This is a genomic window from Methanomethylovorans hollandica DSM 15978 (assembly GCF_000328665.1).
Classification (GTDB): Archaea; Halobacteriota; Methanosarcinia; order Methanosarcinales; family Methanosarcinaceae; genus Methanomethylovorans; species Methanomethylovorans hollandica.
The window spans coordinates 844,783-860,945 of sequence record NC_019977.1; the positions used below are offsets into that span (position 1 = coordinate 844,783).

Consider the following 16,163-nt stretch of genomic DNA (forward strand, 5'->3'; position numbering starts at 1 on the left):
TAAATGGCAAATCAAGATATTGGAAATGATGTAATTATGACGAGAGTCGAGGATTTTGAGGAGTACAGGCAGATCAATCTAGCACTTGCTGATCTTGTCCAGAAGATGGATGACTCTTCTCCGATGAAAAAGTTATTAGATCACGTATGCAGTTCGGGTGGCAAAAAAATAAGGCCTCTTATCCTGATGCTCTCCACAGAAGTGTGTGATGGGGAGAAGAACAAGGCTATAGATGCTGCACTTGCCATAGAGTTGATACACTCAGCTTCTCTGATCCATGATGATCTTCTTGATGGTGGTATTCTAAGAAGGGGAATCCCTTCGGTACATGAGAAATATGGAATTGCTGCTGCACTTCTTTGTGGTGATTTTCTCATCTCTAAGGCAATAACGCTGATTTCCCCTTATGGGCATGATGCCGTCCAGGAGTTCGGAAGTGCAGGAATGCACATGGCGGAAGGGGAAACTATTGACATAAGGAGTATGAACGAGGAATTCAGGCTGAAGCACTATTTTGATTGCATAAATAAAAAAACAGCTTCCCTGTTTGCGTCCAGTGCGGCTATAGGTGCATATATTGCAGGTTGTAGCAAGGATGATGCTCTGAGATTCCATGCTTTCGGAGAGAATGTGGGTATAGCATATCAGATCGTAGATGATCTTCTGGAGTTCCTGGAAGAGCTGGAAGACAAAAAGTCCACACAAGAATCAGTTACATTACCTCAAATATACAGTCGTGCCCTGGGACGTGAGCAGGCAGTACAACGAACCATTGCTGAGGTGCACAGATATGTGGGGTTTGCCAAAGCTCTGCTGAGTTCTTTCAAATCATGTGCTGCAAGGGAAAAATTACTGCTTATCACAGATCATATAACTATCGACCTTCTTCCGAGCAGGGTATGAGTTCTTCTATTTATTTCAATTTCAAGGTGAACGGATGCGAGTATACGATAGATCAGTTATCAAAATAGATGCAGGTATAGATAATGGAAAAGTAGTGCTTGAAAGTGAAGGAGCATTAAGTCCTATTGCCAAACCTATCATTAGCAAGATAAATGATATCTTCCGGGAAGAGAAGCCCATATATGTCGATGATGAAAACATTGTTTTTTCAACGTGGGTACCTCCTGTACCTGGTGAGGTGTTCAACAGGCTCATAAGTGCAGAAATAAGCTCTATACTCAGAAAAAGGGTTCCAGATCAGCTTTCCATTGGGATCACCTCAAGATGTCCTAACAATTGCATTCATTGTGGGGCAGCTGATATCATTGCAAAGACAGAGCTTACCGTTGAGCAGATCAACGGTGCAGTTTCACAGTCTATTGAACTTGGCTCTTACTATATTTCCTTTGATGGAGGCGAGACCATGATGCGCAATGATCTCACTGAAATGGTAAAGGCGGTTGACAAGAGCAAAGCAATTGCTGCCTGTTTTACTTCCGGGTTCAGGCTCACCGAAGAAAGGGCGAAGGATCTGAAGGCTGCAGGTCTTTATGCAACGCATATAAGTATTGATAGTCCCCGGGAAGAGGAACATGACCGGGTCAGAGGGCGTGAGGGGGCTTTCAAGGACAGTTTGCAGGGGATCAAAAGTACTTTGGAGGCAGGCATATTAGCTGACATGTTCGTAGTTGTTTCACCTCACAACATCGATGATCTTGAGGACTTCTACGGGCTTGCCGAAAACTTAGGTATGCATGAATTATCCATCTATGAGATCGTTGCAGTTGGGCGTTGGCTGGAACATGAGGATGAGGTAATTTCGGATTCAGATGTGAAGATGCTGGGCCGATTCCAAAAAGAAAAGAACAGGAAATCAGAAGGTCCCAGGGTAACAGCTCTTCCGTATTTCATGGGTCCTGACCAGTTCGGTTGTTTCGCCGGCAGAAGATGGATGCATGTCACACCCGCTGGAGATGTTCTTCCTTGTGCTTATACTCCACTTTCTTTTGGAAATTTAGTTGAGGAAGAATTAAATGTAATCTGGAAGCGCATGGGGCAACATGATGCATACAGAAAGAATGCAGATTTTTGCAGGATGCGGGACCAGAGATTCAGGCAAAAATACATTCATGTTATTCCCAAAGAAGCTGCTTTGCCATTAAGGCTTGACAGACTTTAACAGAGAATATGTATTTCTATTTCGTGGAATGATCAAGTTGATAACGTTTTGCTCTTTATATGGTGTAAAATTTATACTTGCTCTCATATAATAATCAAGTTTGGTAGGGTTCATGAAACCGAATACTTTATATTCAAGGTTACAATTACAGTTGGTATCTTATCACATCAAGCGAATTATTAATCACCTTTGCATGAGGATTATGCATGGCCAAAGATAAAATCTTATCAGAAATCAAACAAGCAGAAACCAATGCGCGGATTATGGTGGACAACGCCGCCAAGGAAAAGAACGATCGCATTTCCAAAGCCCGCGTAGAGGCCAGAGAGATTATAAAACAGGCTGAGGTGGATGCTCATAAATCGTCTCAGAGCACTCTCCGGTCTGCAGAACATGAGCTTGCTTCCCAAAAGCAAAAAATTATTGAAGAGGGTATAAAGGAAGCAGACATTGTTGCTAAGAATGCAAAGGCAAAAGTCGATCAGGCAGCAGAGAACCTTATTAGTGAGTTTGAGAGGGCGATCCATGCTTAATCCAAGGCAAATGAGCCGTGCTTTAATAGTTGGTCACAAAGATCTTCTCGAAAAAACAGTTGAAGTCCTTCACCAAACAAATTTATTTCAGATAGAGGACTATATTGAAGACGATTCGGGTCTTAAGATCGGCAAGCCCTTTGATAACGGGGATTCTATTTCAAAAGCATTAATCAAGATACGATCTATAGCCAGTTTTCTTGAAGTTAAGAACGAACCTGCTAAAAAACAAAAAGTTTCAACTCTTTTGCGTGATTTAGATTCAACTCTTAAAGTTCTGGACACGGAGGTTTCCACAAAAACAGAAACAAAGAGTGGACTGGAGACCAGGGTCAAGGAAATAGAATCTCTTAAGAAGGATTTATTACCGTTTGCGGATATTCCGCTTGATCTTGATCTATATCGAGGTTATGATAATCTGGCAATATTCCCTGGTATTGTAAAGGGAAATATTGAGAATGAGATCTCCGGCATAACAGGATCCTATGAGTTGTTCACAGATCATAAATCAGGGACTATTGTGCTATTTGTGCCAAAGAGGCATAAAGAAGATGTTTCTAAAGCTCTTTCTGATTATGAGTACCGGGAACTTAAAGTCCCTGATCAGAAGGGTATGCCTGCAGAAATCATTTCAAGGATCGATTCAGAAAGAACTGATCTTCTCAGGCAGATTGACGGCATAGATTCAGATATCAGATTGCTTAAGGATAAATATAAGGACTTTATCATGGCAAGCAATGAGGTGCTTTCTATAGAGGTTGATAAATCTGAAGCTCCTCTGCACATTGCCACATCTGAAAGTACTTTCGTAATTGAGGGTTGGGTTCCTTCAGACAGTTATAACAAGCTAGAAAGGGCAGTTTCCAGAGCGACCCAGGATCGTGTGTTCGTAACACAGCAGGAAATAGAGCATGAACAGGAACCAATTGTCCCTGTAGAGTATGATAATCCCAAGGTTGTCAGACCTTTGCAGGAGATTATGAACCTGTATGCACGTCCCAGATACAAGGAGTTAGATCCTACAAGCCTTATATTCATCACTTTCCCATTGTTCTACGGCATGATCCTTGGTGACATTGGCTATGCCCTTATCCTGATGGCACTTGCTTTAGTTATCAAGAAAACAGTGAAATCTGATGCAGTCAAGCCTCTTATGAATATACTTATCTATTGTCAGATATCAACTTTCATATTTGGTATCCTTTATGGTGAGTTCTTAGGATTCCCTCTTGCAGGTCTCGTCTCTCACGGGGAGATTCAGGCTGGTCTGATCCCTGGTTTTAATACCATTGACTTATTTGCTTCTCCTGTAGGCGGAGAGATGATAACTTATCCCATACACCGGACTCATCTCGTAATGACAATGATAGTATTTACAGCATTGATCGGTGTGATCCACATTAACATTGGATACATCCTGGGATTCATAAACGAGAACAGAAAGCATGGATTCTCTGCAGCTCTTCTTGAGAAGGGCAGCTGGATAATTATTCAGCTCGGAATACTTCTTGTAGTTCTTGGTTACTTCGGGATATTACCATCGGCATTACTATATGCTGGTATAATAGTATTCCTGGCAGGTTTTGTGATGCTGCTTAAAGGTGAAGGTATCAAAGGACCTGTGGAATTACCTTCCTTATTAAGCAACTCTTTATCCTACACTCGTTTGATAGCTGTAGGATTATCTTCCATTTATATTGCGTCTACTGTCAACATGATCGCATTCGAGATGATATGGCCTGATAAATTTGGACCTATGACAGTATTTGCAATACTTGTATTCATATTCGGGCATGCTTTAAACACTGTCCTGAGTATTATTGCCCCCGGACTGCACGCTTTGAGGTTGCAGTACGTAGAGTTCTTCGGAAAGTTCTACGAGGGAGGCGGACGTAAATATGATCCATTTGGATATATCAGAAAATACACGGAGGAATAATTAAATGGCAGTAGAAACAGCAGCAGCAGTAATGGACCCAGCAGGGTTGAAGGCAATTGGTGCAGGACTTGCAGTAGGTCTTACAGGACTAGCATCAGGTATAGCGGAAAAGGATATTGGTAGTGCAGCAGTAGGCGCAATGGCAGAGAACGAAGCTCTCTTTGGTAAGGGTCTTATATTGACCGTTATCCCAGAAACCATCGTTATCTTTGGTCTGGTAGTTGCACTGCTGATCAGCTAAGTTGATTTAAGAGCATATTTGCTCTTAAATTCTTTAAAGGTGTTGAGCATGGGACTTGAAACTGTTGTTAAAGATATCATGGATGCTGCTAATGCTGAGGTATCCAGAATTAAAGCACAGACCGATGCTGAAGTTTTAGAGATCATCGAGGAAGCTAAAGACGAATCTAAACGCATAATGGGCGAAAGTCTTGCAAAAGCTGAAGACGATATCAAAAGAATGAAGCAGCAAGAAATATCCAGTGCAAATCTTGAAGTAAAACGCACTTTGCTCAATGCACGCAAGGGAACACTTGAAGAAGTGTATGACCGTTCATTTGAAATCATTTCTTCATTACCGGAATCTAAGGATAAGGAATTGTTGAATATTATCATTATGAACAATGAATCCAAAGGTAAGAGGATATACTCCAATGCGAAATCAGAAAAACTCGTAAGGGAACTATCTTCACTGGAATATGCCGGTAACATTAATTGTGCAGGTGGTGTGGTCATAGAAAACGAGGATGGAACTATCCGTCTAGATTATACTTATGATGTGATCCTGAAAGGCGTGAATGAGCAGTTTTTGAAACAGACATCTGACATTTTATTCGGGTGATTCTTATATGCGGCTGTTGCAGAGATTGAAGCATGGGCTGAATTCCCAGAAATCACGGCCTCAAGGGCATTCCAACTATGCATATACTACGGCACGTGTACGTGCAATGAAAAGCAAGTTACTTCCTCAGGAAACATACCCCAGGCTAATGAACATGCAGATCGCTGAGATCACAAGGTTCATTCAAGAGGTTGAATACAAAGAGGATGTTGATCAACTTGCAAGATTATATGAAGGTGTCGACCTTATTGAGCATGCACTTAACAGGAACCTGGCGGTTACCTTCACTAAGTTAATCAGTATTTCAGAAGGCGAACTGAATTTTCTTATATCTGAATATTTAAAGAAATATGATATTTGGAACATCAAGACCATCCTTCGTGGAAAACGTTGTGGTGCATCAACGGATGAGATCCTTGAAGCAGTTGTTACAGCAGGCCGCCTAAGTTATACTTTCACTTCGGAATTGGCTGCGAAATCCACATATGAGGATGTCATTGCGGCGCTGTCTACAAGTGAATACTACTTGATTTTGAAGGATTATAATGGGGAAAATCTGTCGGAGATCGAGAACCTCCTTGATAAGAAATATTATTATGACTTGTTCCAGTCCATAGGGAATCCAAAATCCAAAGACCGGAAACTTTTCAATAAATTCATCAGGACAGATATCGACTTAAAGAACCTGGTTACAATATTCAGACTTAAGAAATATGGGATCTCAGATCCATCGGCAGCAGACCTTCTAATAGAAGGTGGGCTCAAACTAAAGATAAGGGATATTGAGAGAATGCTTTCTTTATCATTTGAAGATTTCCTTTCCGAACTGGAGAAAACTCCTTACTGGGAAGAAATATCTAGTTGCTGCAGCGTAAAAATGGATTCTTTGATAGATCTTGAAACAAGGATTAAGAAACTTAGGTTAAAATCTGCAGAAAGTTTCTCTCATGTCTATCCACTTTCTATTGTACCTATAATGGACTATATACTCAGCAAAGAAAATGAGGTAGGCAATCTGCGTATGATCATTCGTGGGAAGGCAGTTGGTCTTAGTGATGAAGAAATTAAAAATCAGTTGGTGATCTGATGGAGCTTGCAGTTGTAGGTAGCAGCGAGTTTGTCACTGGATTCAGGCTGGCTGGAATTAAGAAGATCTTTGAAGTTAATAATCATATAGAACTTGAACCTACTGTAAAAAAAGTGCTTGAGGATAGGGATATTGGAATACTTGTGTTACATGGGGATGACCTGTCCAAACTACCGGAGATGTTGAGGAACACGATCAATGAATCTGTTGAACCGACTGTTGTTACTCTGGGAGGTAGTGGTCAAAGTTCGAACTTAAGGCAAAAGATAAAACAATCGGTAGGTGTAGATCTGTGGAAATAAAAGGTGAAATTTATCGTGTGGCTGGACCAGTCGTTACTATTCAAGGTATCAAACCAAAGATGTATGATGTGGTCAAGGTTGGTCACGAAGGATTGATGGGCGAGGTCATTAGGATCGAAGGTGACAAGGCCACAGTTCAGGTATACGAGGACACATCTGGTATCAAGCCAGGTGAGCCTGTGGAGAATACAGGTACGTCCCTTTCAGTGGAACTAGGTCCGGGTCTGCTGGAAAGTATTTATGACGGCATTCAGAGACCGTTGAAGGTTCTCCAAGAACAAATGGGGGATTTCATTCAGAGAGGTGTATCTGCTAACGGACTTGACAGGGACAAGAAATGGGATTTCAAACCCGTTGTCAATATAGGGGATAAGGTAAAAGGTGGAGAAGTTATCGGTCTTGTACAGGAAACCGAGAATATAGAGCACAAGATCATGGTCCCTCCAAAAGTATCAGGTACAGTATCTGAAATAAAAAGCGGTAAGTTCACTGTTGATGAAACTGTTTGTGTTCTTGCAGACGGCACTGAACTGCAGATGATGCAGAAGTGGCCTGTCAGAGCACCAAGGCCAGTAAGCAAGAAGCTCTTACCTAAGACCCCTCTTATTACCGGTCAAAGAATTCTGGATGGCCTTTTCCCGGTTGCAAAAGGAGGAACTGCTGCTATTCCAGGACCATTTGGTTCAGGAAAGACAGTTACTCAGCAGCAGCTTGCCAAGTGGAGTGATACGGATATTGTGGTCTACATAGGTTGCGGAGAGCGTGGGAACGAGATGGCTGATGTGCTGAATGAATTCCCTGAACTGCAGGACCCTAAGACCGGCCGTCCGCTGATGGAACGTACTGTGCTCATAGCAAATACTTCAAACATGCCTGTGGCTGCCCGTGAAGCATCGGTGTATACTGGTATCACTATCGCCGAATATTATCGTGATATGGGATATGATGTGTCTCTCATGGCAGACTCTTCTTCCAGATGGGCAGAAGCTATGAGAGAAATTTCTTCAAGGCTTGAAGAGATGCCTGGTGAAGAAGGTTATCCAGCTTATTTGTCAGCAAGACTATCAGAGTTCTATGAGAGAGCAGGTTATGTGAAATCCCTGGCAGGGGTGGAAGGTTCCATAACAGTTATCGGTGCAGTTTCTCCGCCAGGTGGTGACTTCTCCGAACCGGTCACACAGAACACTTTACGTATTGTGAAGGTTTTCTGGGCTCTTGATGCAAAACTTGCGCAAAGAAGGCACTTCCCGTCCATTAACTGGCTTACCAGTTACAGTCTTTATAACAACTCGCTTTCAGGATGGTTTAGTGAGAACGTAGCTCCGGATTGGAACGATCTCAGAGATAATGCAATTGACTTACTCCAGCGTGAATCCGAACTCCAGGAGATTGTGCAGCTCGTAGGTTCGGATGCTCTTCCAGAGGACCAGCAGCTGATCTTGGAAATATGCCGTATGATCCGTGAATATTTCCTGCAGCAGAATGCATACCATCCTGTGGACACTTACTGTTCATTCGACAAGCAGTACAAATTGCTAAAAGCCATCTTCAAGTACAGTGACATGGCGACAACTGCTCTTACATCAGGTGTCCCAATGACAGATATTCTGTCCCTTCAATCCAAGGATGAACTTGCAAAGGTCAAGTTCGAAGAAAACTTCGGGAAAGCACTTGATGAGGTCCTGATAAAGATGGATTCTGAGTTCGCAAAGCTGGGAGGCAATTAAAATGACCAAGGAATATAAGACTATAGTAGAGGTATCAGGCCCTCTAATATTCATTGCGAAGACCGAACCAGTGGGTTACAATGAACTTGTGAATATCAAACTGCCTGATGGCAGTACTAAAAGAGGTCAGGTACTTGACACATCAGCTGACATCGTAGTTGTGCAGGTATTCGAAGGCACAGGCGGACTCAACGAAGAATCGGGGGTTGTATTTACCGGTGAGACCGTTAAGCTGCCTGTTTCAAAGGACATGCTGGGTCGTATCCTTTCAGGCTCTGGTGAGCCTCTTGATGGTGGACCCCGTATAGTTCCTGAAGACAGGCTCGATGTGAATGGTGCATCAATGAACCCATATTCAAGGATGCCCCCTGAGGAGTTCATCCAAACGGGTATCTCCACGATCGATGGAACTAATACGCTCGTAAGAGGCCAGAAACTGCCTATCTTCTCTGGTTCCGGTCTTCCGCACAACGAGATAGCTCTGCAGATCGCACGACAGGCAAAGGTGCCAGGTTCAGAAGAACCTTTTGCAGTAGTGTTTGCCGCAATGGGCATTACCAATGAGGAAGCACAGTACTTCATGGAGGATTTCGAAAAGACCGGTGCTCTGGAAAGAGCAGTGGTGTTCCTGAACCTTGCTGATGACCCTGCTGTCGAGCGTATTATCACTCCAAGGCTGGCTCTTACAGCAGCTGAATATCTTGCATATCAACATGATATGCACGTGCTTGTTATCCTTACGGACATCACCAACTATTGTGAGGCATTGCGTCAAATGGGTGCAGCCCGTGAAGAAGTGCCTGGACGTAGAGGTTACCCTGGTTACATGTACACTGATCTGGCCTCCCTCTATGAGCGTGCAGGTGTCATAAAAGGTACGAAAGGATCTGTTACACAGTTCTCCATTCTTACAATGCCAGGTGACGATATAACTCACCCCATTCCGGACCTTTCCGGTTACATTACCGAAGGTCAGATCGTGGTTTCAAGAGAACTGCATAGAAAAGGTATCTATCCTCCTATCAACGTGCTACCATCTTTGTCCCGTCTTATGAACTCCGGTATCGGTGCAGGTAGGACCAGGGATGATCACAAGGCAGTTTCAGACCAGATGTATGCAGCATACGCAGAAGGCCGTGACCTCAGAGGACTAGTGGCTATCGTGGGCAAGGACGCATTGTCTGAGAGAGACCAGAGGATCCTGGAATTTGCAGATCTGTTCGAGGACAGGTTCGTGCGTCAGGGAAGGGAAGAGGACAGATCCATTGAGGATACACTGAACGTTGCATGGTCTATTCTTTCAGAGCTTCCGGAAGCTCTGCTCACAAGGGTAGACAACAAGTTCATAGAGAAATACCACCCTGCTCACAAGAAGAGCAACTAAAGGGAACCTGGTGAACGAACATGGGCGCAAAGGATGTTAAACCAACCCGTTCAGAGCTTATAGAGCTCAAGAAGAAGATCCAGCTCTCTCAGAGTGGCCACAAGTTACTTAAAATGAAGAGGGATGGACTGATCCTTGAGTTCTTCGAGATCCTAAGTAAAGCAAAGGATGTCAGGTCTGAGCTGGACCAGGCCTATGAAGTGGCAAATAAGAAAATAGGTATTGCAAACGCTGTTGACGGTATCTTTACCGTCAAATCCACAGCTTTCGCCCTGCAGAACATTCCCCAGATAGAACTTGAAAGCCGTAACATAATGGGTGTTGTGGTCCCGAAGATTGAGTCCTCCAGTGTACGTAAATCCATAGAGGAACGTGGTTATGGTATACTGGGAACCAGTTCCTATACCGATGAGGCTGCAGACGCCTATGAGGTGCTGGTGGAGAACATCATTGTTGCAGCAGAGATAGAAACTACTATGAAGAAACTGCTCGATGATATCGAAAAGACCAAACGCCGTGTAAATGCTCTTGAGTTCAAGGTAATTCCTGAACTGCAGGAATCTATGGACTTCATAAAACTTCGTCTTGAAGAGATGGAAAGAGAGAACACTTTCAGGCTCAAGAAGATCAAAGGATAAGATTCTCGTATATGGGATCTGAAAAACCTGAAGAAGATCGGCCCAATTTGGCCGACCGTCTCTTCATAGAACTTGGAAAGCCTCATAATCTGGCACGGATTTTAAGGTGGGCCTGGCTCATCTCACTAATCATACTGGTTTTGGGCTATTTCCTTATATTTTTACATCTTTCAGGCAAATTAGATATTTGATTATTTCATTTTTTATTTCTTTGTTGACCTTAAACTGTTCAGCACAGCTTGTGCATGGTCTTTTGTTTTCACATTGTCCCATATCTCTGCAATGTTACCTTCCGGGTCGATCAGAAATGTTGTTCTGACAGTGCCCATTGATTCCTTTCCCATGAATTTTTTCAGGCGCCATACATCGTATAGCTTATGCACAGCGATCTCTGTATCAGAAAGCAGTGTTATTCCTATTTCCTTTTTCTCCATGAATTTCTGATGCGAGGTTATACTGTCCCGGCTCACGCCCAGGATCATTGCTCCTTCATCTTCAAAAGCGTCTTTAAGTGAAGTGAAGTCCTGAGCCTCCTTTGTGCATCCTGTTGTATTATCCCTGGGATAAAAATAAAGTACGACCCATTTCCCTTTAAGGTCTTTGAGGCATTTTTCGTTTCCATTCTGGTCTGGCAGGCAGAATAAAGGTGCTTTCAAGCCTTGAGATAGTGAATTTTTTGACATTATATTTTCCTTTGTATATTATCTTGTTTTGTTTGTAATTAGAATTTGATCATGGATTTTCCAATTAGTATTTATCCAAGCAGGTATAGTTTATTCCATTTATCATATAATGACGATATATACAGCCTTTTTGGCTTAGAGGGTAGAAAATGGTATCAAAAGCACTCCCTTTCACAAAAGAAAAGATCTCTGAGATAATTGCACAATATCCCACACCTTTCCATCTGTATGATGAGAACGGTATCAGGGAAAATGCCCGCAGGCTCAAGGAAGCTTTCAGCATACTGGAAGGTTTCCAGGAGTTCTTTGCTGTGAAAGCTCTTCCAAACCCCTATATTATAAAGATCCTCAAGGAAGAGGGGTTTGGAGCAGATTGCAGTTCTCTGCCTGAGTTATTGCTTGCAGAGAATACCGGCATCGTGGGAGAATCTATTATGTTCAGTTCAAATGACACTCCGGCAGATGAGTTCAGGAAGGCCAAAGAACTGGGTGCTATAATAAATCTCGATGATGTAAGCCATATCAAATTCCTGGAAGATGAGGCCGGCCTGCCGGAACTTGTATGCTGCAGGTATAACCCGGGCCCTCTGAAGGAAGGCAATGCAATAATCGGCCGACCTGAGGAAGCCAAGTATGGCTTTACCCGTGAGCAGCTCTTTGAGGGATACAGGTACATGAGGGATAAAGGTGTGAAGAGATTTGGCCTACACACCATGGTAGCATCCAATGAGTTAAACCCACGGTATTTTGTAGAAACGGCAAAGCTCCTTTTCGAGCTTATAGCTGATATTTCCGGTGAGCTTGGTATAAAGTTCGAGTTCGTGAACCTTGGGGGAGGCATTGGTATACCTTATCATCCGAAGCAAGAGCCTGTGCCTTATGATGTCATTGCCAGGGGCGTCAGGGAGGAGTATGCAAAGATCATTGAATCGAACGGTTTGGCTCCTCTTAAGATCTATCTGGAATGCGGACGTGTGATAACAGGTCCTTATGGATATCTTGTTACAACAGTACGTCACATGAAACATATCTATAAGGACTACGTCGGCACTGACGCATGTATGGCCAACCTCATGAGGCCCGGTCTATATGGTGCATATCACCACATTACCGTTCTTGGCAAGGAGGACGAGCAGCCGTGTTTCAAGTACGATGTCACTGGTTCTCTATGTGAGAATAATGACAAGTTTGCCATTGATAGGATGCTTCCGCAAGTGCAGCGTGGAGATATTCTGGTCATCCATGACACTGGAGCTCATGGCTATGCTATGGGTTTCAACTACAATGGTAAACTCCGATCTGCAGAGATCCTGCTAAGACAAGATGGCAGCTTTGCACAGATCCGCAGGGCTGAGACTGTGGATGACTATTTTGTGACGCTGGATATGGCTGGTCTTAACAGTTTCAGTTAAAACACAATTTTTATGATGGATATAAATTTTCCATCATTTTTATATATCTAACTATTTATATATATATTATGAAGCCTGCCCTTATCTTTGATATGGATGGGGTGCTTGTAGATTCCATGCATCTGCATGTAGCTGCTTGTGAGATGGCATTTTCAGAAGCATGTATCCATATATCTCCTGAATTAATTTATGAGCCTGCGGGGTCAAATGATAGGGGTATTATGGAAAAGATGCTGTCTTATTTCAGCTCTCCTGATGAAATACTGTTGTATATCAAAAAGTAACTGACTTTTTATCTTCACAGAACATTTAATCACCAGGTGACGAAAAGAATATAGAGCTTGAAACTGATATAAATTTGATATTGCACAGATCAAAGAATACTTTGGAATTTATAATCTATATGTGTGTAGATGGTCGAGGTGAATAATATGAGGATGCTGGAGGAGTTTTTCCCGGAATTCGCACAGAAGCTGGATGAGGTCGATGAGATATACAGGGACAAAAGAACAATTGATGAAAAGACATATCAATTCATCTGTTTTGCTCTTTCAATTAAAGCCCGCTCAAAACCCTGTGTACTTAAACATTTCAAAGGTGCTCTTGAAGCAGGCGCAACTGTGAAAGAATTGACCTATATCCTGGCTTTGACAATGCGTGAGGCCGCAGGTGCGGATGACTGCTGGACCCATGATGTCATAGGCGAGTGGAAAGAAATCCTTAAAGGCAACATATCCTGCTGTTGTGCAGGAGACAAAGATTAAGTCTACGGCTTTTTTCCTGCTTTTTACTTTTTTATAACCTTTCATTTTCTGATGACTATTTTTTCCAGTATCCAGCATCTTTTTTGCTGTATGATCAAGGACATTTCGCTTTCGTCATACACGGAACAGAATTTGAACTTATTTTAGTGTCTAAAATGCAAAAAATGGAACATTGGCTTGAAACACATATAATAATATTATAAGAATAGTGGTGAAAAATACTATCCCTTCAATACTTAAAAAGGAAAGAGGGGATAATACTTTTCTTTTTGAGATGTATTAGTCTTTATTTTCAGTTTTCCGGAGGTTTTTCATTCTTTCAAGTTCAGCTTCAAGTTCCTGTATCTTAGTCTCATCGATCCTTGCCTCCAGGTTCGAGAGCTGCTTGTCGGCTTTCAGGACCGCAGCACGGATCTTTTCTACAATGTTCTTCTCCAGATCAAGCTTCTGTTTTTTAGTTTCGCTAACCAGGTCCTCCACCAGTGTCTTGCCCTCTTCTTTGCTCAGAGCGCCGGTATCAATCTTTTCCTTAACGAACTCTCTTATTCTCTCTTCAGACAATGCTGCTAATCCTGCACCTATAAGAGCAGCTGCACCAAGAATACCTACTTTTTTCATTTTATCCATGTACTGAACCCCCTTGTATATTTCAGGATCATTATGATTACAGTTCAGGTCTCCTGCCAGAACTTAAATGCCATAAATGGAAAAATATCCATATAGGACAAATCTGTGATCCTTTTGATAAGCCAGGTTAAAATTTCCTATAAAAGATATGCACAATTGTAATATAAATATAGTGGGTTATATCGAAGAAGAATACTTATCAATGATTATTATACCTCAATCTCGCATATTGCTCTATCAAGAGTTATCTAAAAATATGAAAATCTAATCAACAGATAGAACTCTATATTATATGTTAAGTTTGTTTATTTAAACTCTTTTAGAAACATTCAATTACTATGAATTACATCACAGGGATAGCCATGCCACATAAAAGGAATAATTCTATTGATCTTCCTATTGTTGCCGTTCTAGTATTGCTTACTGACTTATTCGTGTTAATACCGGAGCTGGCTTCCACACCTATTAGGACTATACTCGGTTTGCCTATGGTACTTTTCCTTCCGGGCTATGCTTTGATAGCCGCTCTTTTTCCGGCAAAGGATGACCTGGATGGAATTGAGCGTCTTGCATTGGGTTTTGGTCTGAGTATCGCCGTAGTGCCACTGATAGGTCTCGGGCTTAACTACACTTCTTGGGGTATAAGGCTCGTTCCAATATTGGTCTCTTTATCAGTCTTCACTCTCTTGATGTGTGTAATTGCATTTTACAGAAGAGCTCAGCTTCCTTCTGAAAAGGCATTCTCGGTGTCCTCAGGTGATGTATATGCAGCCATTAAAGAGCCAGTCAGCGGGCAATCAGAAAACAAGCTGGACCGCATTCTGACTATTATTCTTGTGATCTCGGTACTGTTATCTGTGGTGGCACTTGTTTATGTTGTGGTAACTCCAAAACAAGGTGAAAAGTTCACAGAATTCTATATTCTTGGTATGGATGGCAAGGCCGAAAATTATACTACTCTCTACACTCTGGGGGACAGTGGTGAAGTGATCGTTGGTGTGGTCAATCACGAATATGAGCTTGTTAAATATACAATGGACATTAGACTCGACAATGAATCGCTTCCGGTTCCAGCCAATGCCAAGAGTTTCAGTTTGGAACATAATGCTACCTGGGAGGAGCCTGTAGAGTTCACGCCAAATTCTGTTGGCGATAACATGAAATTAGAGTTCCTGCTCTACAAGAACGATAATTTGACTGTTCCTTACAGAGATCTCCATCTCTGGGTCAATGTAACAGGAGGGGTCTAAATGCAGGATAGTGAAAAATATGATCATGGAAAATGGCAGGAGCATGACTTCTCCCGTTTGACTACAAGGTCTGCACTTCTTGTTTTACTTACTATCTTACTCATAGTGTTTGCGGAAATCTTAATGTTCTCTGGAATCCTGGGAGCCGCTATCCTACTACATACTCTTCTTCTTATAGTTGTGTCCATAGGCACTGTCAGCATCAAAGATAAATATGTAGCATGGGCACTGCAGGCTCTTATGCTCTTGCCTCTGTTAAGGCTGATCAATTTCTCTATGCCTGTGTTCTCTGAAATGGTCTTGTATCGGTATTTCTATATATATGTACCACTGTTTATACCTATATTCCTTATAATAAGGCATCAAAGCTTTTCCTCGGTACAGCTTGGACTGTCCTTCAAGAAATTTCTTCTTTACTTGCCTCTCTCATTAGTGATCGGTTTGCTGATTGCAGAATTAGAGTACTTTATTTACCCTGCTGTTCCTCTTGTACCAGATACATCTTTCTATAATATGATGGACGTTTTCTTGATTATGATCTTTTGCGTAGGTTTGGTGGAGGAGCTTGTATTCAGGTCTATTCTTCAAACTAGACTCGAAGGTGTGTTTGGTCCTGCGATAGGGCTCATTGCTACTAGTTTGCTTTTTGGTATTATGAGTTCCACTCATGGAATAGGTCCAGGGATCATCTTTGCATCGCTGGTAGGTCTTATACTTGGTTACATGTTCATCAAAACCCGAAGCCTTCCATTTGTTGCTCTTACCCACGGTATTGTCAATGTTTTCCTTTTCAGCATTATACCCTTGTTAGGACCAGGGCTAGGGATATTCTAATAAACGCATATTCCTTGAAT

18 protein-coding genes are annotated in these 16,163 nt (G+C 42.2%); 16 read left to right on the forward strand and 2 right to left on the reverse strand.

Translation table 11 applies throughout. The annotated features are described in order from the left end of the window. Positions 1–3 precede the first annotated feature (3 nt). The 11 genes from METHO_RS04015 (at position 4) to METHO_RS04065 (ending at position 10,573) form a co-directional block, all read left to right on the forward strand. Entirely contained in the window at positions 4–903 is a 900-nt protein-coding gene (locus METHO_RS04015; protein ID WP_015324241.1) for a polyprenyl synthetase family protein, read from the forward strand. Positions 904–937: 34 nt separating this feature from the next. Continuing rightward, positions 938–2,122: a radical SAM/SPASM domain-containing protein gene (locus METHO_RS04020; RefSeq protein ID WP_015324242.1), complete on the forward strand. Its 1,185-nt coding sequence runs from the start codon at positions 938–940 to the stop codon at positions 2,120–2,122. 206 nt (positions 2,123–2,328) lie between these two features. Beyond that, positions 2,329–2,655: an ATP synthase archaeal subunit H gene (ahaH, locus tag METHO_RS04025; RefSeq protein WP_015324243.1), complete on the forward strand. Its 327-nt coding sequence runs from the start codon at positions 2,329–2,331 to the stop codon at positions 2,653–2,655. After that, positions 2,648–4,594, forward strand: coding sequence for a V-type ATP synthase subunit I (locus tag METHO_RS04030; protein ID WP_015324244.1), 1,947 nt, complete (start codon positions 2,648–2,650; stop codon positions 4,592–4,594). Before ahaH ends, METHO_RS04030 begins: the two co-directional genes overlap by 8 nt. 4 nt (positions 4,595–4,598) lie before the next feature. Beyond that, positions 4,599–4,835 (forward strand): hypothetical protein, encoded by a 237-nt coding sequence (locus METHO_RS04035; RefSeq protein ID WP_015324245.1) that lies wholly within the window; start codon positions 4,599–4,601, stop codon positions 4,833–4,835. Between the two features lie 48 nt (positions 4,836–4,883). Beyond that, complete coding sequence (locus METHO_RS04040) at positions 4,884–5,435, forward strand: V-type ATP synthase subunit E (RefSeq protein ID WP_015324246.1); 552 nt, start codon at positions 4,884–4,886, stop codon at positions 5,433–5,435. 7 nt (positions 5,436–5,442) lie between these two features. After that, positions 5,443–6,522, forward strand: coding sequence for a V-type ATP synthase subunit C (locus METHO_RS04045; protein WP_015324247.1), 1,080 nt, complete (start codon positions 5,443–5,445; stop codon positions 6,520–6,522). Continuing rightward, complete coding sequence (locus METHO_RS04050; RefSeq protein WP_015324248.1) at positions 6,522–6,824, forward strand: V-type ATP synthase subunit F; 303 nt, start codon at positions 6,522–6,524, stop codon at positions 6,822–6,824. The genes METHO_RS04045 and METHO_RS04050 overlap by 1 nt, the downstream gene beginning before the upstream one ends. Further along, positions 6,815–8,551 carry an ATP synthase subunit A gene (locus tag METHO_RS04055; protein WP_015324249.1) on the forward strand — a complete coding sequence of 579 codons (1,737 nt, stop codon included), beginning with the start codon at positions 6,815–6,817 and terminating at the stop codon, positions 8,549–8,551. Before METHO_RS04050 ends, METHO_RS04055 begins: the two co-directional genes overlap by 10 nt. Before the next feature lies 1 nt (position 8,552). Next, positions 8,553–9,935, forward strand: coding sequence for an ATP synthase subunit B (locus METHO_RS04060; protein ID WP_015324250.1), 1,383 nt, complete (start codon positions 8,553–8,555; stop codon positions 9,933–9,935). A gap of 20 nt (positions 9,936–9,955) precedes the next feature. Continuing rightward, positions 9,956–10,573 (forward strand): V-type ATP synthase subunit D, encoded by a 618-nt coding sequence (locus METHO_RS04065; RefSeq protein ID WP_015324251.1) that lies wholly within the window; start codon positions 9,956–9,958, stop codon positions 10,571–10,573. Positions 10,574–10,776: 203 nt separating this feature from the next. Here the strand turns inward: METHO_RS04065 and bcp are convergent, their stop codons facing one another. Then, on the reverse strand, positions 10,777–11,256 hold the full coding sequence (gene bcp, locus METHO_RS04075) for a thioredoxin-dependent thiol peroxidase (RefSeq protein WP_015324253.1): 480 nt from the start codon (positions 11,254–11,256) through the stop codon (positions 10,777–10,779). Positions 11,257–11,405: 149 nt separating this feature from the next. Here bcp and METHO_RS04080 point away from each other — a divergent pair, with 149 nt between their 5' ends. The 3 genes from METHO_RS04080 to METHO_RS04090 all read left to right on the forward strand — a co-directional run bounded on the left by METHO_RS04080 (position 11,406) and on the right by METHO_RS04090 (position 13,432). Beyond that, positions 11,406–12,668 carry a diaminopimelate decarboxylase family protein gene (locus METHO_RS04080; RefSeq protein ID WP_015324254.1) on the forward strand — a complete coding sequence of 421 codons (1,263 nt, stop codon included), beginning with the start codon at positions 11,406–11,408 and terminating at the stop codon, positions 12,666–12,668. Positions 12,669–12,736: 68 nt separating this feature from the next. Continuing rightward, entirely contained in the window at positions 12,737–12,952 is a 216-nt protein-coding gene (locus METHO_RS13955) for an HAD hydrolase-like protein (protein WP_015324255.1), read from the forward strand. Between the two features lie 147 nt (positions 12,953–13,099). Continuing rightward, positions 13,100–13,432, forward strand: coding sequence for a carboxymuconolactone decarboxylase family protein (locus METHO_RS04090; protein ID WP_015324256.1), 333 nt, complete (start codon positions 13,100–13,102; stop codon positions 13,430–13,432). A 279-nt stretch (positions 13,433–13,711) separates the two neighbouring features. Here METHO_RS04090 and METHO_RS04095 read toward each other — a convergent pair whose 3' ends face one another. Next, on the reverse strand, positions 13,712–14,059 hold the full coding sequence (locus METHO_RS04095) for a hypothetical protein (protein ID WP_015324257.1): 348 nt from the start codon (positions 14,057–14,059) through the stop codon (positions 13,712–13,714). A 362-nt stretch (positions 14,060–14,421) separates the two neighbouring features. Here METHO_RS04095 and METHO_RS04100 point away from each other — a divergent pair, with 362 nt between their 5' ends. Then, the gene (locus METHO_RS04100; RefSeq protein ID WP_015324258.1) at positions 14,422–15,309 is read left to right on the forward strand and encodes a DUF1616 domain-containing protein; all 888 of its coding nucleotides are present in this window, start codon (positions 14,422–14,424) and stop codon (positions 15,307–15,309) included. Then, positions 15,310–16,143: a CPBP family intramembrane glutamic endopeptidase gene (locus METHO_RS04105; RefSeq protein WP_015324259.1), complete on the forward strand. Its 834-nt coding sequence runs from the start codon at positions 15,310–15,312 to the stop codon at positions 16,141–16,143. The last annotated feature ends 20 nt before the right edge of the window (positions 16,144–16,163 follow it).